General features: G+C 69.7%; 22 protein-coding genes and 1 tRNA gene. 9 read left to right on the top strand and 14 right to left on the bottom strand.

Features of this window, described 5'->3' with window-relative positions:
* The first annotated feature begins 45 nt into the window (after positions 1-45).
* Positions 46-444: a low affinity iron permease family protein gene (locus ACT3CF_RS14385; RefSeq protein ID WP_478424134.1), complete on the top strand. Its 399-nt coding sequence runs from the start codon at positions 46-48 to the stop codon at positions 442-444.
* A 17-nt stretch (positions 445-461) separates the two neighbouring features.
* On the opposite strand, the gene ACT3CF_RS14380 is transcribed toward ACT3CF_RS14385, so the two are convergent.
* Complete coding sequence (locus tag ACT3CF_RS14380) at positions 462-1,052, bottom strand: HdeD family acid-resistance protein (RefSeq protein WP_478423882.1); 591 nt, start codon at positions 1,050-1,052, stop codon at positions 462-464.
* Positions 1,053-1,205: 153 nt separating this feature from the next.
* Between ACT3CF_RS14380 and ACT3CF_RS14375 the strand changes: the two genes are divergently transcribed.
* The 5 genes from ACT3CF_RS14375 (at position 1,206) to ACT3CF_RS14355 (ending at position 6,661) form a co-directional block, all read left to right on the top strand.
* Positions 1,206-1,535 (top strand): hypothetical protein, encoded by a 330-nt coding sequence (locus tag ACT3CF_RS14375; protein ID WP_478423880.1) that lies wholly within the window; start codon positions 1,206-1,208, stop codon positions 1,533-1,535.
* Between the two features lie 178 nt (positions 1,536-1,713).
* Entirely contained in the window at positions 1,714-1,899 is a 186-nt protein-coding gene (locus ACT3CF_RS14370) for a hypothetical protein (RefSeq protein ID WP_478423878.1), read from the top strand.
* A 243-nt stretch (positions 1,900-2,142) separates the two neighbouring features.
* Positions 2,143-3,756 carry a hypothetical protein gene (locus ACT3CF_RS14365; protein ID WP_478423876.1) on the top strand — a complete coding sequence of 538 codons (1,614 nt, stop codon included), beginning with the start codon at positions 2,143-2,145 and terminating at the stop codon, positions 3,754-3,756.
* Positions 3,738-5,360 (top strand): Dyp-type peroxidase, encoded by a 1,623-nt coding sequence (locus tag ACT3CF_RS14360; protein ID WP_478423874.1) that lies wholly within the window; start codon positions 3,738-3,740, stop codon positions 5,358-5,360. Before ACT3CF_RS14365 ends, ACT3CF_RS14360 begins: the two co-directional genes overlap by 19 nt.
* Positions 5,357-6,661: a cytochrome P450 gene (locus ACT3CF_RS14355; RefSeq protein WP_478423872.1), complete on the top strand. Its 1,305-nt coding sequence runs from the start codon at positions 5,357-5,359 to the stop codon at positions 6,659-6,661. Before ACT3CF_RS14360 ends, ACT3CF_RS14355 begins: the two co-directional genes overlap by 4 nt.
* Before the next feature lie 132 nt (positions 6,662-6,793).
* Here ACT3CF_RS14355 and ACT3CF_RS14350 read toward each other — a convergent pair whose 3' ends face one another.
* From ACT3CF_RS14350 to hemN, 7 genes are all read right to left on the bottom strand, one after another.
* The gene (locus tag ACT3CF_RS14350; protein WP_478423870.1) at positions 6,794-7,522 is read right to left on the bottom strand and encodes a Crp/Fnr family transcriptional regulator; all 729 of its coding nucleotides are present in this window, start codon (positions 7,520-7,522) and stop codon (positions 6,794-6,796) included.
* Complete coding sequence (locus ACT3CF_RS14345; protein WP_478423868.1) at positions 7,522-7,905, bottom strand: response regulator; 384 nt, start codon at positions 7,903-7,905, stop codon at positions 7,522-7,524. Before ACT3CF_RS14345 ends, ACT3CF_RS14350 begins: the two co-directional genes overlap by 1 nt.
* A 116-nt stretch (positions 7,906-8,021) precedes the next feature.
* Complete coding sequence (locus tag ACT3CF_RS14340) at positions 8,022-8,645, bottom strand: response regulator transcription factor (RefSeq protein WP_478423866.1); 624 nt, start codon at positions 8,643-8,645, stop codon at positions 8,022-8,024.
* Positions 8,614-10,155, bottom strand: a complete 1,542-nt coding sequence (locus ACT3CF_RS14335; protein WP_478423864.1) for a PAS domain S-box protein — start codon at positions 10,153-10,155, stop codon at positions 8,614-8,616. Before ACT3CF_RS14335 ends, ACT3CF_RS14340 begins: the two co-directional genes overlap by 32 nt.
* A gap of 47 nt (positions 10,156-10,202) precedes the next feature.
* On the bottom strand, positions 10,203-10,898 hold the full coding sequence (locus ACT3CF_RS14330) for an NAD(P)H-dependent oxidoreductase (RefSeq protein WP_478423862.1): 696 nt from the start codon (positions 10,896-10,898) through the stop codon (positions 10,203-10,205).
* A gap of 43 nt (positions 10,899-10,941) precedes the next feature.
* Positions 10,942-11,745, bottom strand: coding sequence for a universal stress protein (locus ACT3CF_RS14325; protein ID WP_478423860.1), 804 nt, complete (start codon positions 11,743-11,745; stop codon positions 10,942-10,944).
* A gap of 156 nt (positions 11,746-11,901) precedes the next feature.
* Entirely contained in the window at positions 11,902-13,245 is a 1,344-nt protein-coding gene (hemN, locus tag ACT3CF_RS14320) for an oxygen-independent coproporphyrinogen III oxidase (RefSeq protein WP_478423858.1), read from the bottom strand.
* Between the two features lie 38 nt (positions 13,246-13,283).
* On the opposite strand from hemN, the gene ACT3CF_RS14315 reads away from it, so the two are divergent.
* The gene (locus tag ACT3CF_RS14315) at positions 13,284-13,469 is read left to right on the top strand and encodes a hypothetical protein (protein WP_478423856.1); all 186 of its coding nucleotides are present in this window, start codon (positions 13,284-13,286) and stop codon (positions 13,467-13,469) included.
* A gap of 34 nt (positions 13,470-13,503) precedes the next feature.
* Here the strand turns inward: ACT3CF_RS14315 and ACT3CF_RS14310 are convergent, their stop codons facing one another.
* Complete coding sequence (locus ACT3CF_RS14310; RefSeq protein WP_478423854.1) at positions 13,504-14,127, bottom strand: DNA-3-methyladenine glycosylase family protein; 624 nt, start codon at positions 14,125-14,127, stop codon at positions 13,504-13,506.
* Between the two features lie 62 nt (positions 14,128-14,189).
* Here ACT3CF_RS14310 and ACT3CF_RS14305 point away from each other — a divergent pair, with 62 nt between their 5' ends.
* Positions 14,190-14,507 (top strand): 2Fe-2S iron-sulfur cluster-binding protein, encoded by a 318-nt coding sequence (locus ACT3CF_RS14305; protein ID WP_478423852.1) that lies wholly within the window; start codon positions 14,190-14,192, stop codon positions 14,505-14,507.
* Between the two features lie 159 nt (positions 14,508-14,666).
* Here the strand turns inward: ACT3CF_RS14305 and ACT3CF_RS14300 are convergent, their stop codons facing one another.
* The 3 genes from ACT3CF_RS14300 to ACT3CF_RS14290 form a co-directional block, all read right to left on the bottom strand.
* Positions 14,667-15,437, bottom strand: coding sequence for a hypothetical protein (locus ACT3CF_RS14300; protein WP_478423850.1), 771 nt, complete (start codon positions 15,435-15,437; stop codon positions 14,667-14,669).
* An 82-nt stretch (positions 15,438-15,519) separates the two neighbouring features.
* Positions 15,520-16,275: a 23S rRNA (guanosine(2251)-2'-O)-methyltransferase RlmB gene (gene rlmB / locus ACT3CF_RS14295; RefSeq protein ID WP_478423848.1), complete on the bottom strand. Its 756-nt coding sequence runs from the start codon at positions 16,273-16,275 to the stop codon at positions 15,520-15,522.
* Positions 16,275-17,885, bottom strand: coding sequence for a M20/M25/M40 family metallo-hydrolase (locus ACT3CF_RS14290; protein ID WP_478423846.1), 1,611 nt, complete (start codon positions 17,883-17,885; stop codon positions 16,275-16,277). Before ACT3CF_RS14290 ends, rlmB begins: the two co-directional genes overlap by 1 nt.
* A gap of 127 nt (positions 17,886-18,012) precedes the next feature.
* On the opposite strand from ACT3CF_RS14290, the gene ACT3CF_RS14285 reads away from it, so the two are divergent.
* A tRNA-Tyr gene (locus ACT3CF_RS14285) sits at positions 18,013-18,099 on the top strand.
* Between the two features lie 212 nt (positions 18,100-18,311).
* Here the strand turns inward: ACT3CF_RS14285 and rdgB are convergent.
* Positions 18,312-18,947 carry an RdgB/HAM1 family non-canonical purine NTP pyrophosphatase gene (gene rdgB / locus ACT3CF_RS14280; protein ID WP_478423844.1) on the bottom strand — a complete coding sequence of 212 codons (636 nt, stop codon included), beginning with the start codon at positions 18,945-18,947 and terminating at the stop codon, positions 18,312-18,314.
* Complete coding sequence (gene rph / locus ACT3CF_RS14275; protein ID WP_478423842.1) at positions 18,944-19,657, bottom strand: ribonuclease PH; 714 nt, start codon at positions 19,655-19,657, stop codon at positions 18,944-18,946. The genes rdgB and rph overlap by 4 nt, the downstream gene beginning before the upstream one ends.
* Positions 19,658-19,659: the final 2 nt, after the last annotated feature.

Genomic DNA, 19,659 nt, shown 5'->3' with positions numbered 1-19,659 from the left:
CCCGCGGCCGCGCGAGCGGGCGTGGCCAGGGAGAGGAAGAAGATGATCGGTGAATTGTTCGAACGCTTTGCCCAGGCGGTTGCGGGCTGGGCAGGGCGGCCGCCCGCCTTTGTGCTGGCGGTGCTGATCGTGCTCGTCTGGGGCATTACCGGCCCGGTGTTTCAATGGTCGAACACCTGGCAGCTCGTCATCAATACCGGCACCACGATCATCACCTTCCTGATGGTGTTCCTGATCCAGAACGCCCAGAATCGCGACGCCGCCGCGATCCAGGCCAAGCTCGACGAGGTGATCCGCGCGGTGGGCGAGGCGCGCAACGACTTCATCGGGATCGAACATCTGAGCGAGGCCGAACTGATCCGCATCCGCGACCGGCTGGAGAAGGAATGCGGGCAGGATCACGGGGCGCATATCGGCTTCGGGCACGTTATCCGCCGCCGCTGAGCATCCGCCGCGCGCGATCAGTGCAACACGCCGATCGCGCGCCCCGCGGCGCGGATCTGGAAGGCGAGGACGAGCATCAGCACGCCGAAGAACAGTGCATAGGCGCCGATCCACAGCGCCATCGCATAGGCGCCCGCCACCGGCTTGACGGCGCAGAGCAGGCCCCAGACGACCGATACCAGCCCCGCCAGCGCCATCGCCCAGCGCCCCTCGGCCATGCCCGTCGACGCGACGATCAGCGCGACGCCGCTGAGGATCGCCCAGAACGCCAGCAGCAGCACCAGTCCGAAGATCGCGACCGCAGGCGCGATTGCGGCGATGACGCCCGCGGCCAGATCGAGCAGCGCCTCGGCGAGCAGCCACAGCCAGGCCCGGTGCGCGCGGGCGGCGCGGATCGCGGCGGCGAGCGCCAGGACGCCGTCGACGAGCATATAGGCGGCGAACACGAGCGCGAGCGCGTCGAGCGTCGCGGCGGGCGCGGCAAAGCTGATGGCGGCGAAGAGCATCGCCAGGACGCCGCGGAGGGCGAGCATCTGCCACCCCTGGCCCAACGCGAAGCTGAAGGCATGCGGCGCGGCGGAAGAGGCGCGGGGCGGGTAGACGGTCATGATCGGCTCCTGTCGAAACGCCCGGCATGGGCCGAGGACGCGGGCAGACTCGCCCAGCGGAACGGCGGGCGCGATTGGGAATTGTCCAGATTGCGGCAGCGGGTTTCGATGGTGGAAACCGTGCCGGAGCGGGCGATCACAGGAGCTGCGACAATGGTGATGGGAATGGACCGGGGCACGCGGGCGGCGCGCACGATCGGGCTGATCGGGACGGGGATGCTGGTGGCCGCAGGGGTCGCGGCGGGGCTGTTGATCCGACGCCGCCGGCGCAAGAGCACGGACGGCGACGCGGAGGGCGCGGGGCCGACACCGGCCGCCTTTGCCCAGCCGGCGGGCGTGCGCGGCGGGTTCGACCAGACGCGCGACGCGGGCCCGGACAATATCCGCGACGAGGACGGCGCGGTGTGGGACGCGGTCGACCAGGGATCGGATGAATCGTTCCCGGCGAGCGATCCGCCCGCCTATTCGCGCACGCCGGCATGAGCAGTCCGTCGCGCAGGCGGCTCGATTCACGGCCTTTTTCGTCACTGCTGCGGCAAGACTGATCTGCCGCAACGCGGAACGCCGGGCGGCGCGGCTGGTTGTTGCGGCAGACGGATCGGCGGATCGCGCGTCGCCCAGAGGCGCCGCGCGGGCCGTCGCCGTTGCCAGTGAGGACGACATGACTGCCGAACCCGACGACTATTATTACGACCGCGCCGAAGCCGAGTTGCGGCTGGCGCAGATGGCCGACCACCCCGCCGCCGTAAGGGCGCATTACCTGCTGGCGGGGCATTATCTGGACCGTTTCTATGGCCCCGCCGAGACCGGCGAGCCCGAGGCCGCGGCGGCGCTCGCCGCCCGGTAATTGCGCCGCGGGCGCCCGTGCGGCGCCCGCGATTGCGCTCAACGCAAGAACCAATCCCCCCGTTCACAGAACAAAAGCGACGAAATCGCGCATTTCGGATGAAGTTTGCCGCCGTTCGCGAGCAAATTCGCGTCGTTCGCAAAACGTTGCTGGGATTGTTGGAAATCCTGTGGAAGATTATACCCGAATCGCACGACGTACCCGCGGGGGCACCCGGGTCGATCGGGCGACGAGGGGGAAAATATGCGCCAGACGACCTTGTCGGTCGCACTCGAGGTCAAGCCCGAGAGCTACGACCATCTGTCCGCGCTGCTCGACGCGTTGCGCGATCGACGAAGTACGGACCCGGCGGGCGGCGAGGGGCCGTTTGCCGAATTCCTGACATCGGTGCCCGTGCTGCACTTCATGTCGCTGAGCGTCTTTCCGGGTTACGACTATGACCCGCTGTTCGTCATCGAGGCCAATTTCGACGGCGAGCCCGGCCCGTTCTGGGCGCAGCTCGAGGCGGCGATCGGCGAGGAGCTGCGCGCCTATCTGCGCTGCTGCAAGCGCCCGCTCAACCGCTGGGGCACGCTGTTCGATGCGGTGACGGCCCCCGGATCGCGCGCGCCGGTCGCCCCCTATCTGGAGGCGCAGGCGCTGACGCCGACGGTGTTCCACCACGGCAACCGCGGCATGAACCGCGACCGCATCCTGAACGAGCGCGCGCTGTTCCTGGCGACGCGCGTCGAGATCGCGAGCGACGAGCCCGGCTATCGCCGGCTGACCCCCGCGGCGATCCACGCGCGGCTGCGCGGGGCGCTGATCGAGCGGTTCCCGTGGCTCGACCAGCCCGCGCCCAAGCGCATCCCGCTGTCGGTCAACCTGCGCGACTGGGCCAACATGATCGCGTTCGTCGTCGCGACGCTGTTCGCGGTGTCGCTGCCCGGACTGGTGCTCGTGCTCGCGCTGCCGTGGGAGCGTTACCTGATCCTGCTGGGCGTGCTGCTGCTCGGCTTCGGCATTGCGCTGGGCCGCGTCGCGGGCGCCTTGCCCGGCACCGCGACGCCGACGCGGTTCAGCCTGGCACGGTTCCTGTTCGGCCAGCTCCTCCCCGTGCTGGTGTTCATCGGCCTGTACCTGCTGATCGCGGGCGCGATCGCGACGCCGGCGGCGATGCTGTTGCGCGGCACCGGCGCCGCGCGCGCATGGCAAGAGGTGATCGCCTGGCTCGGCTGGGGACTGGCGAGCGTGCCGGTCACGGTGGTCGCGGTGCTGTTCTGGCTGCGCGTGCTCGAACGCAACGACAGTTCGCAGGACGCCCCGCCCGTCGACCCGCGGATGCTGCGCGAGATGGCGCGGCGCGAGGACTGGATCCCGCAGAACCACATGGGGTCGATCGTGCTCATCAAGCCCGGCATCCTGCGCGCGGTGCTGATCCGCGCGGGGCATCTGGGGCTGGGGCTGTTGCTGCGCATCATCGCGCGCGACGGCTATCTGGGGTCGATGCGCACGATCCATTTCGCGCACTGGGCGATGGTCAACAACCAGAGCCGGCTGATGTTCTTTTCCAATTTCGACCAGACCTGGGAAAGCTATCTCGACGACTTCATCGAGAAGGCGCACGCCGGGCTGACGCTCGCCTGGTGCTGCGGCGTCGGTTTCCCGCCCGCGCGCTTCCTGATCTATGACGGCGCCAGCCATGGCCGCCAGTTCAAGGAATGGGCGCGCCATTCGATGACGGTCAGCCGATTCTGGTATTCGGCGTACAAGGACCTCACCACCGAGCAGGTCGAGCGCAACTATCGCATCGCCCTCGGCCTCCGCAAAACCGCTCTTTCCGAAAAGGAAGCCGCGACGTGGATCAACGACCTGTGAGCGCGCCGGCGAACGCGCCGGCGAGCAAGGGCCCGCCGAGCTGGCGGCTGGCATCGCCGCACGACAAGCTGGCGCAGGGCATGGTGGTGAGCGGCTTCGGCGCGCTGCCCACCGGCCGCGCGCTGTTCCTGCAGTTCGAATGGGACGGCATCCGCCGCGAGGGCGGCGGCGCCTGGCTGAAGGCGCTGCGCGAAGTCGCGCCGGTGACCGACGCCGACGGCCGCGACCCGCGCTGTTCGTCGCTGGGGCTGACCTGGCAGGGGCTGCGCAAGATGGGCCTCGACGCCAACGCGCTGGAGAGTTTCGACCGGCCGTTCAAGGAAGGCATGTTCCAGGAGGACCGGCTGCGGCGGCTGGGCGACCGGCGCGGCGACGACTGGTTGCCGACGGTGATCGAGGGCGGGCCGCATTGGAGCGGCAACACCCCGCTCGACGCCGCCGCGCGCGACGCCGCCGCGCACGCCTTTGCCGACGACGGCCCCGACGTGTCCGAACAGCGGATCACGACGCCGCTGACGGTGCACGCGATGCTGCTGCTCTATGCCGCCGACGAGGACCAGGCCGACGCCTGGTGCCGCACGGTCGACGCCGCGCTGACGCCGCACGGCGTGCGGACGGTGCGGTCGCTGCCGCTCGACCTGCGCCCCGACGAACGCGGAATCGCGCGCGAGCATTTCGGCTTTGCCGACGGCGTGTCGCAGCCCGTGCCCTATGCCCCCGGCGTGGTGACGATGCCCGACGGCAGCGATGCGCCGCACGACCCATGGAACGGCGTGCCGCTGGGCGAGATCCTGATGGGCCATCGCAACGGTCATAACGAGATCGCGCCCGGCCCGGTGGTGCGCGATACGCCCAGGGCGCAGGCGGCCGGGCTGCCCGCGCATCCGCGCGGCGAAGGCTTTCGCGACCTGGGGCTCGACGGCAGTTATATGGTGGTGCGCGAGCTGCACCAGGATGTCAGCGCGTTCTGGAAGTCGATGGACGCGGGCGCGGCGCGGATCAACGCGAGCGACCCCGTCGGCGGCAAGCCCATCGATGCCGACTGGATCGCCAGCCGCGTGATCGGGCGCGACCGCGACGGCAACCTGCTGTGCCCGGCGGGGGTGCTGCCGCCCAACGCCTATGACCAGCCCGACAATGATTTCGGCTTTTTCGATCGCGACCGCCACGGCCATGGCTGTCCGATGGGAAGCCATGTCCGCCGCGGCAACCCGCGCGACGGGCTGGCCCCCAAGCCGAGCGATCGCCAGACGCTGCTCGACGCGGCGAACAACCACCGCATCCTGCGCCGCGGCCGCAAGTTCGGCCCCGACATCGCCGACCCGCGCGTCGACGACGGCAAGGAACGCGGGCTGTTGTTCATCTGTCTGAACACCGACATCACGCGCCAGTTCGAGTTCGTCCAGCAGACGTGGATGCTCAACCCCAATTTCGCCTTTCTGTACGACGAGACCGATCCGCTGATCGGCCCCGCCGGAACGATGACGATCCCCGAGACGCCGCTGCGCCGGATCATCAAGGTCGACACGTTCATCAAGATGGCCGGCGGCGAGTATTTCTTTCTGCCGAGCATGCCGGCGCTCGCCTATCTGGAGGCGTTGTGACCGTGAAGGCGGGGATTGGAGCGGCGGGGGGCACCGGCGCGGCGCCGGGCGTGTCCGACGACGCGGCGGCGATCCTGGGATCGACCGCGGTGCTGCGCCCCGGCGCGACAGGGCTGCGCGGCGCGATCCAGCGGCTGGTCTTTGCCGCGATGCCGTGGTTCTTCAGCGTGCTGCGGCGGGTGAAGCCGGTGATGCGGCTGGGGAGCATGACGCTTACCTCGCGCTATGACGACGTGCGCGAGGTGTTCGGCGACGACCGCCGGTTCGGCGTGATCTATGCCCCCAAGCTGGCCGTCATCATGGGCGGCGAGCCGTTCTTCCTGGGGATGGGCGACACGCCGCAATATCATGCCGATGTCGACGCGATGCGCCGCGTCGTGCGCGCCGACGACCTGCCCCGGCTGGGCGACGCGGTCGAGGCGCAGGCGGCGGCGATCGTCGCGGCGAGCGGCGGCGAGATCGAGGTGGTCGACACGCTGGTGCGGCGCGTCACCTTTGACTTCCTCGCCGATTATCTGGGCGTGCCGCCGCCCGCGAACGGCGACCTGCGCGTATGGGCGACGCGGCTGTTCGAGTTCCAGTTCGCCGACCAGGGCGACGACCCGGCGTTGCGGCGCGAGGTCGACGTGATCGCCCCCGCGCTGCGCGCGCACCTCGACGCCACGATCGCGCAGCGCCACGCCGCGCCGCCGCGCGACGACGTGCTCGGCCGCTGCCTGGACGCGCAGCGCGCGGGGCAGCCGGGTTACAGCGACGTGCAGATCCGCACCGCGCTGATGGGTTTCATCGTCGGCGGGCCGCCGCAGCCGCCGATGGTGGTGCCGCAGGCGCTGGAGCAGTTGCTGCGCCGTCCCGACGCGCTGGCGGGCGCGCAGGCCGCGGCGCGCGCGGGCGACGACGACCGGCTGCGCGGCCATGTGTGGGAGGCGATGCGGTTCGACCCGCTGGCGCCCGGGCTGCCGCGCGTCGCGCTGGCCGACACGGTGATCGCGCAAGGGACCGACCATGCGACGGCGATCCCCAAGGGTGCGCAGGTGCTGGCGGCCTTTGCCTCGGCGATGATGGACCCGCGCCGCGTCGCCGATCCGCGCCGTTTCGTCGCCGCGCGGCCCGCGAGCGACTATATCCATTTCGGTTACGGGCTGCACGAATGCTTCGGGCGCCACATCAACCATGCGACGCTGCACCGGATGCTCAAGCCGCTGCTCGCGCGCGACGGCCTGCGCCGCGCGCCGGGGTCGGCGGGGCATCTGCGCAAGAATGGCGGCTTTGCCGAACGGCTGGTGGTGCGGTTCGACTGAAGCGCGGGCGGCGCGGAAACGGCGGCGGCACGGCCGGGCGGGCGCGGGCCGGGCGGGGCGGGCGCCCTCGAAGCGATCGGCCGCCCGCGATGCTGGATCGGCTGCGCGGGATCGGCCGCCCGCGCTGCGGGATCAGCCGCCGGCGATGCGGGCGAGCGCCTCGCGATCGAGGATCTTGTAGCTGCGCACGTCGGGCAGGTGGACCACGCCCGAGGTCTTGAGCTTGGTCATGTTGCGGCTGACGGTTTCGATCGTCAGGCCGAGCAGGTCGGCCATCTGCTGACGGGTGAGCGGCAGCTCGACGCGGCCGGTGGTGTCGCAGCCGTTGCGTTCCTCGATCTCGAGCAGCAGGCTGGCGACGCGCTCGCACGCGGTTTTGCGGCCGAGCAGCAGCATCCAGCGGCGCGCGCGGTCGAGTTCGTCGAGCGTGCGCGACAGCAGCGCATGTTCGATCTCGCCATGCTCGCGCGCGAAATTGTCGAACGCGGTGCGGCGGAACACGCACAGCCGCGTGTCGGTGAGCGCGGTGACGCAATGCCCGGTCTTGCTGGCAAAGGGCCGGCCGACGAAATCGCCGGGGAAGGCGAGGCCGAGAATCTGTTCGCGCCCGTCGTCGAGCGAGGCGGTGAGCTTGAGCAGCCCCGAGCGCACGGTGCCGACGACGACCGCGTCGTCGCTTTCCCAGATCAGCGTTTCACCCCGGCGCAGCAATTCGGTGCGGCCGATGCGGTACATCGTGTCGAGCACCGGATCGCTGAGCGAGGCGCAGATCGCCCGGTCCTTGGCCGAACAGCCGGAACAGCTCTGGTTACGTGCCGGTGCGGTGCCGCCGCCTTCGCGGATCGCGGGCTGAAGGTACATCAATCTTGCCCCCCATGGTCGAGCGCGCCGAGCAGTTCGTGCTGCCGGACGGGCTTTTCCAGAATCGCGTCATAGCCGCACGCCTGCGCGGCCTCGCGCAGCGTCGACGACGGAAAGGCGGTGATGAGCACCGAGCGCCCCTCCCAGCCGTTGCGTTGCAGCGCGCGCAGCACGCCCAGCCCGTCGCTGTCGGGCAGGCGATAGTCGGCGATGAGGCACTTCGCCTCGTTGATCGTGGGATCGGCAAGGAGCGGCCCGGCCGCCGAATAGGACCGGACCTCATAGCCGCGCCCGTGCAGCATCAGGTGCATCGAGCGCCGCACGCCATCATCATCCTCGACCAGGAGGACGCGAGTACGGGGTTCGGAAGACGTATTGTGCATGGGGTGCCTGCTCTGTGTCGGCGGGTCTTGCCCCATCGACCGGGCGGCGTCGTTACGTGAACCTCCGGATTCCGTCGCGACGCCGGGCCCCCCATGGCGGCGGCCCGCCGGCCGCGTCAGGCCTCGCCGCCGTCGAGCCCCGCGGCGAAGGCGATGCGCAGCGCCTCCGACAGGCTGCGCACGCCGAGCTTGCTCATCACATTGGCGCGATGCACCTCGACCGTGCGCGGCGAGATGCCCAGATCATAGGCGATCGTCTTGTTGGGATGGCCGCGGACCAGCCCGCGCAGCACGTCCTGCTCGCGCGGGGTGAGCGCGGCGAGGCGCACCTTGGCCTCCTGTTCGGACGAGGTGCCCTCCTCGAGATGCTGAAGCCGCTGGAACGCGGTTTCGATCGCCTGGAGCAGTGTTGCCTTTTCGAACGGCTTTTCGATGAAATCGACCGCGCCCGCCTTCATCGCGGTGACGGCGGTGTTGATGTCGCCATGCCCGGTGAGCACGATCACCGGCATCGCGACGCCGCGCGCGTTGAGTTCGGCCTGAACCTCGAGCCCGTCCATCAGCGGCATCCGCACGTCGAGCAGGATGCAGCCGGGATCGGCCTGTTTCACATCCTTGAGGAAATCGACTCCCGACGGATACGCCTTTACGTCGAAGCCCGAGGTGCGCAGCATGAAGCCCGCCGAGCGCCGGATCGATTCCTCGTCGTCAACGAGGTGGATAATCCGCTTTTCCGTCATTCGGCTCCTCCGTACCAGCTCCCATGATCGTGAAGTGGAAGATCGTGCCGCCGCCGGCGCGCGGTTCTGCCCAGATCCGCCCCCCATGCGATTCCACGATCGTCCGACAGATCGAGAGACCCAATCCCATGCCGCGCTCCTTCGTGCTGGTAAAGGCCTCAAAGAGCTTGGCGCGCAGCGCGGGCTCGATCCCCGGCCCGGTATCGGCGACCGAAACGCGCACCATGCCGCGCGCATCGGGGGCGGTCGCGACGGTGACGTCGCGCACCGGCGAATGCTCCATCGCGTCGATCGCGTTGCGGACGAGGTTGACGATCACCTGCTGGATCTGGACGCGGTCGCACAGCACGTTGGTGACCTCGGGGTCGAGGTTGAAGAAGGCGCGGACGCCGCGTTCCTTGGCGCCGATGAGCGCGAGGCGGCTGGCCTCCTCGATCAGCTTGGGCAGCACCTCGACATGCTTTTCGACATCGCCGCGCGACACGAAATCGCGCAGGCGGCGGACGATGTTGCCCGCACGCAGCGCCTCCTTGGCCGATTCGTCGATCGCCTCGCGCAGCATCGCGCGATCCTCGGGATCGTCCGAATCGGCATCGAGCAGGTCGCGCCCCGCCTCGAGATAATTGGCGATCGCGGTGAGCGGCTGGTTGAGTTCGTGCGCGAGCGTCGACGCCATCGTGCCCATCGCCGACAGGCGCGAGACGTGGATCAGTTCGGACTGGAGCTCCTTGAGCCGCAGTTCGGAACGCTGCTTTTCGGTGAGGTCGCGGATGAAGCCGGTGAAGATGCGATGCCCCTCGGTGCTCGCCTCGCCGACCGACAATTCCATCGGAAAGTCGGTGCCGTCGCGGCGGCGGCCGACGACGATGCGGCCGATGCCGATGATCCGCCGCTTTCCGGTGGCGAGATAGCGTTCGATATAGGCATCGTGCCGCTCATGGTCGGGGGAGGGCATGAGGATGTTGACGTTGCGGCCGATCACCTCGTGCTCGCCATAGCCGAACAGCCGTTCCGCCGCCGCGCTGAACGAGAGGATCGTGCCGCGTTCGTCGATGACGATCATCGCGTCGGGGACTGTCGCGAGGATCGAGCGCAGGTGGAGCGCGCTGCGTTCCATCGAGGTCTCGGCGGCCTTGCGATCGGTGATGTCGTAGAGGACGATGCCGTAGCCGCGCAGCACGCCCTCGTCGGAGCGGATCGTCGTCATCGTCACGTCGGCGAGGAATTCGGACCCGTCCTTGCGCACGCGCCACGTTTCCTCGCGGATGCGGCCGGTATTGGCGGCGCGGGCGAGATCGGCGGCGGCCTTGGCCGCGGCGCCGGGCGGGGGATAGAGCAGCGCGCCGTCGCGCCCCAGAATCTCGTCGCGGCCCCAGCCGATCAGCAGCTCGGCACCGCGGTTCCAGCTTTTGATGTTGCCGTGTTCATCGAGCAGGAACAGCGCGCGATCGGTCGCGCTGTCGACGAAAAGGGCAAGCGTTTCGGCATCCACCGCGCGGCGATCGTTCATCCGCCCGCTTTAGCCGTTTCGCGCGCCGCGTTCGAGCGGGAAAACCCTTAATTTTCGCGTGCTGCGGGCGTTTCCCTGCCACGTCGCCGGACGGCGGCCTGCGCCTCGGCGCCGCGGTGCTCGCTGAGCAGCGCGCTCGACAGCGCGAAGGCGGCGTTGCGCACCTCTTCGAGATGCTCGTAGACGACGCGTTCCTCCATCGTTTCGACGACCGCGTCGAAATGGAGGCTCTTGCTCGAATGCATGTGGAAGGCATCGACCAGATAGCGGTCGAACGCCTGGCGCAGCGCCTGCCACTGGCCGCGTTCCTCGAGCCAGGGCCGCGTCGTCGCCGACGAGGACAGGATCAGCAGCCGCTTGCCCGCCAGCAGCGGATGCGGCTTGCCCGCGGCGAGCGCGCCCGCCCGGAAGCCCGCGCCGAGCACGCGGTCGACATAGCCCTTGATGATCGCGGGCGGCAGCCCGAACCAGATCGGATAGACAAGCACGACCGCGTCGGCGGCGCGCAGCATCTCGAGCTCGGCGGCGACGTCGGGCGAGGTGCCGATATCGTCGCCCGCGCGCTCATCGGCCTTGAGCAGCGGGTCGAAACCCATTGCGTAAAGGTCGCGCAGCATCGGGATCTGGCCGCAATCGCGCACCGCGGCGCAATAGGTTTCCGCGACCGCCCGGTTGAAGCTGGATGCGGACGGATGCCCCAGCACCACCAGGTGACGGATCGACTCCGGATGGGACGGGGGCATCATCTACTCCATCAAACGCAACATCGCTCCTGCAAACGCGCGATCAGCGCGCGAGGAACAGGGGAACGGGACTTTCGGTGAGCAGCCGGCGCGTGACCCCGCCGAAGATCGCCTCCATCACCCGCGCATGGCCATAGCCGCCCATCACCACATAGGCGGGCTTGGCATTGGCGATTTCGCCCAGCAGCATGTCGCTGGTCTTTTCGGTCGTCGCCGGGATGTGGCGCACCACCGGCTCGATCCCGTGCCGCGACAGATAGGCCGCGCCGTCCTCGGCCGGGGACTTGTGGCTGTTGTCGTGGATCTCGACGAGCGTGACGTTGTTCGCGAGCTTGAGCAGCGGCACCGCCGCCTGAAGCGCTTCCTGCGCCGCCTGCGACCCGTCCCAGGCGACGAGCGCGCGGCCGGTCGCGTCGAAGGCGCGCGCCGCCTCGGGCACCGCGAGCACGGGCGTCTGCGTCCGCTGGAGCAGGTCGCCGGCAATGCCGCGCATGTCGGGATAGGAAATGCCGTCGAGCTGACGGTTGATGACGATCAGGTCGGCAAGGCCGGCATGTTCGCGCAGCGCCTCGGCCGGATCGCCGATCATTTCCTTCCAGTCGTAATTGACGTCTTCGTGCGCCAGCCGTTCGCGGACGCGGGCGCCGTTTTCGCCCTCGCGCGCCCGTTCGTCCGCCAGCAGCAGCGCGGTGCCGCCATTGGGAACATAGTCATCGACCATCACGGGCACGATCGCCACGTCGAGGCAGGTCAGATGACCGTTGAGGGTGCGGGTAAGGTCCAGCGCTGCCTGAAGTCGCGCTTCCTGCCCGGCGTCATCGTGGATCAGCACCAGAACATTCTTCATGGGTCGGCTCCCTGTTCGAAGATGTCGCAAAGCTACGGAGCGGGTGCCGGAGCGAATATCGGGAAATCTACCAAGGAATGCGCGGGGGCGATGCCGGGCGCGGCGAACGGCGATTCATCCGCACGATTTGGCGCGGACCGAACGAATCCAGGCGCTTCACACGGCGCGGCTGAACCGATGCACCGCGCCGTTGCGATAGCCGTCGAACGCGCTGGCCGCGACTCGCGCATAGGCGCGGCCCGACGGGGTGAGCCGGATCTGCCAGCCGTCGAGCGTGAGGAGCTGGGCAGCGGCCAGCCGGCGGAGCAGCGGCAGGCCCGCGGCAAAGGCGGCGGTCGAGCCGCCATGCTGTGCCGCGACCGCCGCGGCGTCGACCGCACCGTCGCACAGCAGCCGTTCGATCACCGTGCCGCGCATCCGGTCCTCCGCCGAGCGCACGACGCCGCGCACGCCGGTGAGCATGCCGTTGCCCGCCATCATGCGATAGCGGCCGAAATGTTTCTCGTTCTGGACGATCAGCCCGTCGAACAGGCTGATCGACGAGGCGCCGAGCCCGATCACGGTGGCGGCGCGATCGGCGGTGAAGCCCTGGAAATTGCGGCGCAGCGTGCCGTCGCGCGCGGCGACCGCGAGCGGATCGTCGGGGCGCGCGAAATGGTCGAAGCCGACGGGTTCGAAACCCGCCTCGACGAACAGGTCGTGCGCGAGCGCGCTCTGCCAGAACCGCGCCTTGGCATCGGGGAGGATGTGCGGGTCGATCCGCCGCTGGCGCGCGATCCGGTGCGGCATGTGCGCATAGCCGAACATCGCGATGCGATCGGGGCGCAGCGACAGCGCGTGCGCGATCGTGCCGGCGATGTCGTCGAGCCGCTGTGCCGGCAGGCCGTACATCAGGTCGAGGCTGATCCGTTCGATCCCGGCGGCGCGCAGCGCGCCGGCGACGCGCGCGACCTGACGGAACGGCTGGATGCGGCCGATGCGCAACTGGACGTGCGGCGCGAAGGTCTGGGCGCCCAGGCTGGCGCGGTTGATCCCCGCCGCCGCGAGCGCGACCGCGCGATCGGCATCCATGCTGCGCGGGTCGATCTCCACCGCCCAGTCGGCATCGGGCGCGATGTCGAAGCGCAGCCGCAGCGCGCGGCTGATTTCGATCAGATCCTCGGCCGCGAGGACATTGGGGCTGCCGCCGCCAAGATGGACGCTGACGACGCGCCCGCGCATCTGGGCGCCGACCGTCTCGATCTCGCGCAGCAATGCGTCGCGATAGGCGGCGAGCCGGTCGCCGCGACCGAGCGCGCCGGTGTTGCACCCGCAATACCAGCAGATTTCGTGGCAGAAGGGGATGTGGAGATACAGCGCGACCGGCGCGTCGGGCGTCACCGAACGCAGCGCCTGCGCCTGATCGGAGGCACCGACGCCCTCGTGAAACTCGGCGGCCGTGGGATAGCTGGTGTAGCGCGGCGCCGAGCGGTCGGCGAGGTCGGGCAGGAAGCGGTGCATGTCGGCGCCGATCCTCTCCGGCGCGGGGGTGGCGGGCGTTGATCGAGATCAAGGCGGCGGGTCGGGGCAGGGGCAGGATCGCGGCTGTTTCGCAGCGGCAGGAGAGGCCCGTGCTTGCGGTAATCGGCCATTATTATCTGTTTGTTACGGCGGGCGCGATGCTCGTTTTCATGGCGGCGCTCGCCCTTGTCAGCCTGACCGACCGGGCGCGTCCGCAGGACTGAACGGGCAGGTGCCGGGCGGGGCCGATCCCCGCCGTCAGATGACTTCCATGTCGACCTTGTAATGATGCCAGGCAAAGATCGCCGCGGCGCCGCGATGCGGGCGCCACGCCTCGGCCAGCGTGCGCAACTGGCGTTCGGAAGGACGCTCGGCATGGCCGAGCAGCCGCCCCACCTCGATCTGCACCGCCAGGTCGCCCGCGGGCCAGACGTCGGGCCGCCCTTCGGCAAAGAGCAGGTAGATTTCGGCCGACCAGCGCCCGATCCCCTTGATCCGCGTGAGCGCGGCGATCGCCGCCTCGTCATCGGCGGGGAGCGCGGCAAGGTCGAGCCGGCCGCTCGCCACCTCGTCGGCGAGGCTGCGCGCATAGGCGACCTTTTGCCGCGACAGCCCGGCGGCACGCAGCGCCTCGTCCCCGGCGCGGGCGATCGCCGCCGGATCGTCGAGCGCGCCCAGCGCGGCTTCGAGCCGGTTCCAGATCGACTGCGCGGCCGCGACGCTGACCTGTTGCCCGATGATCGTGCGCAGCAGCGTGGCATAGCCGGGCGGACGGTCGCGCGGGGCGGGATAGCCGGCGCGGGCGATCCCCGCGGCGAAGGCCGGTTCGATCGCCGCCAGCGCGTCGAGCGCACGGCGCAGATGGTCGGCGGTCAGCGCCATTCGGACATCCTTGAACATTGACGGGATCGGCGGCAAGGAGAGCCGCGCAACCGGAGGAAAACATGCCCAAGCTCGTCGTCGTCACTCGCGATGGAACCGAACGCACCGTGGAGGGAGAGACGGGGCTGAGCGTCATGGAAGTGATCCGCGATGCCGGCTTCGACGAACTGCTTGCGCTGTGCGGCGGTTGCTGCAGCTGCGCGACGTGCCATGTCCATGTCGACGAAGCCTATCTCGACCGGCTGCCCAAGATGAGCGCCGACGAGGACGACCTGCTCGACAGCTCGGGCGATCGCAACGCGACCTCGCGGCTTTCGTGCCAGCTTCAGTTCGGGCCGGCGCTCGACGGGCTGCGCGTCACCATCGCCGCCGAGGACTGACCGGCGCGGCCGCGCCGCGCCGTTCCCCCGCCCCGGACAGGTCCGGTCTGCCCCGTCGCAGGACGGGGCGCGGGACGCCGGGGGCAGGGCGGAAGCGGCGGGCATGGTGGAACAAAATCAGAACTCCGGCCGCTTGGCAAGCCCGGTGCGGCCGGCCGTTCACATCGGCGCGACGCGGAGCATCGCCATCGGTGCGTCGGTGGTGCGCGGCGTGACGTGCCAGCGGATCGTGCGGCCCGCGGGACCGGCGACGGCGCCGTCCTCGTTGTTCTGACTGACGATTTCGGCGTCGGTGGTGAGCGTGAACACGCCGTCGATCGTCTTGCCGCTGCCAAGCCCGAGCGCCTTGCCGATGCTGGCGGAGGTGTCGGGCGTGCCCATGCCGGACATGCCGGGCGTGCTGCGTCCCCCCTGCTGCGCGAAGCCGGGCGCCTTGACCCGCAGTTGATCCTTGCCCCGCAGCTCGATCGCGAGGAAGGGGAAGATCATCTGGGCGTCCTGATTATAGGGAAAGACGAAGTTGTGCGTCAGCTTTCCCGAAATCGAATAGTCGACATAAAAGACGCCGTCGCCGCGATATTCGACGGTACGATAGCCCGATTCCTTGGCGACCTGTGCCGCGATTTCGCGGAACTGCGCATCCTGTTTCGCCTTTTCATCGGGCGTGAGCGCGAGGTCGGGGGTCTTGCCGGGCTTGTTCTTGTCGCCCTTGGCGCTCGCCTCGATCCCCGCGGCGACCGCCTTGCCCATCAGCGCCGACACGTCGATCGCGAGCACCTCGCCCTTGTAGCTGTAGGTGAAGCTGCGGTCGGCGTGGATGACGAGCGCCGATTCGAACTTGCCGGGAAGGAACAGGCACCCCGCGAGCAGCAGCGGGAACAGGCCGAGCGCCACGAGCAGGCGCGTCAATCGCAGGTCGATCGTCACCATTTTCCTCCGTTCGCGGGCGCAGCGCGCCAAGACCCGGCCGAACGGCGCCGTTGCGATGCGAAACGGCGCCGTTCGCGTGACGTTAAGGACGCGTGGCGATGGCGTAAAGCGCGACCGCCGCGGCGTTCGACACGTTGAGGCTTTCGACACGCGGCGAGATGGGGAGGCGGGCGAGCTCGTCGCAATGCGCCTCGGTATTCTGGCGCATCCCCTCGCCCTCGGCACCGAGCACGAGCGCGACGCGGGCATCGCCCATCACCTCGGCAAGCGTGCCCTTGGCATGGCCGGTGAGGCCGATCCGCCAATAGCCCGCCTCGGCGATCTCATCGAGCGCGCGGGCGAGATTGACGACGCGGACCCACGGCACGACTTCGAGCGTGCCCGAGGCCGAGCGCGCGAGCGCGCCCGATTCGGGCGGCGCGTGGCGATCCTGGGTGACGATGCCGAGCGCGTCGAACGCCGCCGCCGAGCGGAGCACCGCGCCGACATTGTGCGGATCGGTGACCTGGTCGAGCACGAGCAGCGGGCGCCGGTCGCCCGGCGCATTGCCCTGTTCGAGCAGGTCGCCGAGCCAGATCTCCTCGAGCGGGTCGACCTCGGCGACGAGCCCCTGGTGCGGGGCGTCGGCCGGAACGAGCCGGCCGAGATCGGCCGCCTCGGCATAGGTGATCGGCAGCACCGGCGGCAGGTCGAGCGCCGACAGCGCCTCGCGCGTGCCCCACAGCTTGCGCACCACGCGGTTGGGGTTGGCGAGCGCGGCGAGCACCGCGTGACGGCCGTAGAAGCGCGGGCGCGAGGCGGACGCCTGGCTGGGACGATGTCCGGCGCGGCGGGCCATCAGTCCTGATCCCCCGCATCGGCGCCGAACGGATTGGTCGCCGAGGGTTCGGTGGGCAGCGGCAGGCGCGGCAGCGGCTTTTCGGCATTCGCCGCCTCGAGCAGGAAGGCGGCAAGGATCGCCGCGCCCTGGCGCAGATCGGCGGCCTTCAGATGGTCGAAGGTGTCGGCGCTGGTGTGGTGGATGCGGCTGCCATAATCGAGCGGATCCTGGATGAACTGGAACGCCGGGATGCCGACCGCCGAGAAGAACACATGGTCGGTGCCGCCGACGCTGCGGATCGCGACGGTATCGGCGCCCATCGACGCGAACGGGGCGAGCCAGTTGCGGAAGATCGGCACCACGCCCGGATTGCGTTCGGCGTTGATCCCGCGGATGCGCCCCGAGCCGTTGTCGAGGTTGAAATAGGCCGACAGCTTGCCGTGATCGGCCAGCGGCGTGATCGGCCAGCGGTTCGACCAGCCATAGAAGCCCGCGAGCCCCGTGGTCGGCTGGCCCGGCTTGCGCTGGCGCGTGGCGACATGCTGTTCGACATAGGCCATCGAGCCGAGCAGGCCCTGTTCCTCGCCCGCCCACAGCGCGAAGCGGATCGTGCGGCGCGGGCGCACGCCCATCTTCTGAAGGATGCGCGCGGCCTCCATCACCATCGCGACGCCGGCGCCGTTGTCGGCCGCGCCGTCGCCCGCGACCCAGCTGTCGAGATGCGCGCCCGCCATGACATAGGCGCCGCTGCGGTCGCTGCCCGGAATATCGGCGAGGATGTTGTAGGCGCGCGTGTCGCCATCCTCGAAATGGACGACGTTTTCGAGCTCGACCACCGGCGCGGGGCCGGTGCGCGCGAGGCGGGCGAGGCGGCGATAATCCTCGGCGGCGAGTTCGACGCCGGGCACCTGCTGCGTCTCGCCGACCCCGAACAGATAGCCGGTGCCGTGGACGAGCTTGCCGTCGCGCGCCGACTGGGTGGCATAGGCGACCGCGCCCTCGGCCTTCAGAAAGGCGTCGAGCTTGGCCGAGAAGTCGAGCCGCTTGATCCGGCGATCGGTCGCGCCCGGATCGTAGCTCGGCTGTTCATAGCTGTCGAAGCGCTTGAGATCGTCGGCCGACCAGCGGCGGAAGGGCGCGTCGCCCGGTTCCGAGCCGTCGTCGGGGCGCGAGATCATCACGATGCGGCCGTTGAGCTTGCCGCGATAGCGCGCGAAATCGGCGGGGCTGGCGATCGGCGCGACGATCACGGGCGCGCTGACGCGGCCCGGCGTCGCGGGCGTCCAGGCGATCGGGATCGCGGTGAGCGCGACCGCGCGCGGGCTGACCATGCGCGCGCTCGACCGCTCGATCCACCAGCCGCGGCCGAAATCGAACCCCTCCTTGTGGACGTTCTGGAGCCCGTAGTGGCGGAAGCGCTGGAGCGTCCACGCCTCGGCCGCGCGCATCCCCGGCGAATTGGTGAGGCGCGGGCCGATCACGTCGCTGAGATGCTGGGCAGTCTGCATCACCTCCGAATGGTTGAAACCTTCGTCGAGGATGCGCGTCACCGCGGTCGAGTCGATCGTCTGGGCGGCGAGCGGCGCTGAAAGCAGCGCGGCGGCGGCAATGCCGGCGAAAAGGCGCATGAGACTCCCTGAAAATCCGTTGTTTGTATGGGGGGCGAGGCTATGCGCCCAAAAACTTGCGCGCAAGGCGTTGACAGCCCCGGATCGCTGAGGCATTGGGCCGCCTCCGCTCGACGCGGCGACCTGGGGACAGGTGGCCGAGTGGTTAAAGGCAGCAGACTGTAAATCTGCCGGGCTTCGCCCTACGCTAGTTCGAATCTAGCCCTGTCCACCACGCCGCGTCGAGCGCGACCCCATCCGAAAAGCGACAGACTGGACAGCCCGCAGCAGCGTCGGCGTCGTTGTCGTGCGGCACGGTTGTCGTGCGGCCGTTGTCGTGCGGCAGCATTTTTGTCGATTTCCGATTGCCGGCCGCGCCCCGACCGGCCCCGTGCGGCGCATGGGGCCGGTGCGGCGGGGCAGGCCCCGGCCGCACCGGCGCCGCGTTCAGAATACCGCCGCGACGAGCTGGCGGAACGCGTCGGCGCGGTGGCTCATCGCGTGCTTGGCCGCCGGGTCCATCTCGCCGAAGCTCTGTTCGTGGCCGAGCGGCACGAACACGGGATCATAGCCGAAGCCGTGATCGCCGCGCGGCGGCCAGACGAGCGTGCCGTCGACGCGCCCTTCGAACCATTCGACATGCCCGTCGGGCCAGGCGAGCGCGAGCGCGCAGACGAAGTGGGCGGTGCGCGGCGTACCCGGCGGCAGCGCGGCGAGCGCGTCCTCGACCTTGCGCATCGCGAGCGCGAAGTCCTTGTCCGGCCCCGCCCAGCGCGCCGAGAAGATGCCCGGATCGCCGCCGAGCGCATCGACGCACAGCCCGCTGTCGTCGGCGAGCGCGGGCAGCCCCGACAGATCGGCGGCCTGCAGCGCCTTGAGCTCGGCATTGGCGACGAAGGTGGTGCCCGTCTCTTCGGGCTCGGGCAGGTCGAGATCGGCCGCCGACACCGGCTCGATGCCGTAGGCGCCGAGCAGCGCGCGGATTTCGCGCACCTTGCCCGGATTGTGGCTGGCGATCACCAGCCGTCCGGGCGCGAGCTTGCGGATCGCCTGGGGCGGCGTGGCGTCGTCGGCGGCGCTCATCCGACGGCCTTTCGCTGCGCCTCGAAGATCTGCGTGCAGCCGATCCGCGCGAGGCGGAGCAGGCGGAGCAGCCCTTCCTCGTCATAGGTCGCACCCTCGGCCGTGGCCTGCGCCTCGGCGATGTTGCCGTTGGCGAGCAGCACGAAGTTCGCGTCCGCATCGGCGGCCGAATCCTCGGGGTAATCGAGGTCGAGCACCGGCGTGCCCTGATAGATGCCGCAGCTCACCGCCGCGACTTGCGTGGTGATCGGATCGACGGTGATCGCGCCTTCGGCCATCAGCTTGTTGACCGCCAGGCGCAGCGCCACCCAGGCGCCCGAGATCGCCGCAGTGCGCGTGCCGCCGTCGGCCTGGAGCACGTCGCAGTCGAGCGTGATCTGGCGCTCGCCCAGCTTCTTGAGATCGGTGACGGCGCGCAGCGAGCGGCCGATCAGCCGCTGGATCTCCTGCGTGCGGCCCGACTGCTTGCCCTTGGCCGCCTCGCGCTGGCCGCGCGTGTGCGTCGCGCGGGGCAGCATGCCGTATTCGGCCGTCACCCAGCCTTCGCCCTTGCCGCGCAGGAAGGGGGGCACGCGTTCCTCGACGCTGGCGGTGACGAGCACGCGCGTGTCGCCGAAGCCGATCAGCACCGACCCCTCGGCATGACGCGTGAAATGGGGGGTGATGGTGATGGCCCGCATTTCGTCGGGCGCGCGACCGGATGGGCGCATTG

The sequence above is a fragment of the Sphingomonas chlorellae genome (assembly GCF_056485145.1).
The sequence above is the reverse complement of the archived record's forward strand: the minus strand, read 5'-3'. Positions and strand labels throughout refer to the sequence as shown.

What these genes read in the sequence shown, in the direction of transcription:
- ACT3CF_RS14340 (WP_478423866.1), bottom strand. Translation starts at nt 8,645, where the DNA reads ATGACGGAAAAGCGGATTATCCACCTCGTTGACGACGAGGAATCGATC.
- ACT3CF_RS14325 (WP_478423860.1), bottom strand. Translation starts at nt 11,745, where the DNA reads ATGAAGAATGTTCTGGTGCTGATCCACGATGACGCCGGGCAGGAAGCG.
- rph (WP_478423842.1), bottom strand. Translation starts at nt 19,657, where the DNA reads ATGCGCCCATCCGGTCGCGCGCCCGACGAAATGCGGGCCATCACCATC.
- ACT3CF_RS14290 (WP_478423846.1), bottom strand. Translation starts at nt 17,885, where the DNA reads ATGCGCCTTTTCGCCGGCATTGCCGCCGCCGCGCTGCTTTCAGCGCCG.
- ACT3CF_RS14345 (WP_478423868.1), bottom strand. Translation starts at nt 7,905, where the DNA reads ATGCACAATACGTCTTCCGAACCCCGTACTCGCGTCCTCCTGGTCGAG.
- ACT3CF_RS14375 (WP_478423880.1), top strand. Translation starts at nt 1,206, where the DNA reads ATGGTGATGGGAATGGACCGGGGCACGCGGGCGGCGCGCACGATCGGG.
- rdgB (WP_478423844.1), bottom strand. Translation starts at nt 18,947, where the DNA reads ATGAGCGCCGCCGACGACGCCACGCCGCCCCAGGCGATCCGCAAGCTC.
- ACT3CF_RS14350 (WP_478423870.1), bottom strand. Translation starts at nt 7,522, where the DNA reads ATGTACCTTCAGCCCGCGATCCGCGAAGGCGGCGGCACCGCACCGGCA.
- rlmB (WP_478423848.1), bottom strand. Translation starts at nt 16,275, where the DNA reads ATGGCCCGCCGCGCCGGACATCGTCCCAGCCAGGCGTCCGCCTCGCGC.
- ACT3CF_RS14370 (WP_478423878.1), top strand. Translation starts at nt 1,714, where the DNA reads ATGACTGCCGAACCCGACGACTATTATTACGACCGCGCCGAAGCCGAG.
- ACT3CF_RS14300 (WP_478423850.1), bottom strand. Translation starts at nt 15,437, where the DNA reads ATGGTGACGATCGACCTGCGATTGACGCGCCTGCTCGTGGCGCTCGGC.
- ACT3CF_RS14310 (WP_478423854.1), bottom strand. Translation starts at nt 14,127, where the DNA reads ATGGCGCTGACCGCCGACCATCTGCGCCGTGCGCTCGACGCGCTGGCG.
- ACT3CF_RS14335 (WP_478423864.1), bottom strand. Translation starts at nt 10,155, where the DNA reads ATGAACGATCGCCGCGCGGTGGATGCCGAAACGCTTGCCCTTTTCGTC.
- ACT3CF_RS14380 (WP_478423882.1), bottom strand. Translation starts at nt 1,052, where the DNA reads ATGACCGTCTACCCGCCCCGCGCCTCTTCCGCCGCGCCGCATGCCTTC.
- ACT3CF_RS14330 (WP_478423862.1), bottom strand. Translation starts at nt 10,898, where the DNA reads ATGCCCCCGTCCCATCCGGAGTCGATCCGTCACCTGGTGGTGCTGGGG.
- ACT3CF_RS14365 (WP_478423876.1), top strand. Translation starts at nt 2,143, where the DNA reads ATGCGCCAGACGACCTTGTCGGTCGCACTCGAGGTCAAGCCCGAGAGC.
- ACT3CF_RS14305 (WP_478423852.1), top strand. Translation starts at nt 14,190, where the DNA reads ATGCCCAAGCTCGTCGTCGTCACTCGCGATGGAACCGAACGCACCGTG.
- hemN (WP_478423858.1), bottom strand. Translation starts at nt 13,245, where the DNA reads ATGCACCGCTTCCTGCCCGACCTCGCCGACCGCTCGGCGCCGCGCTAC.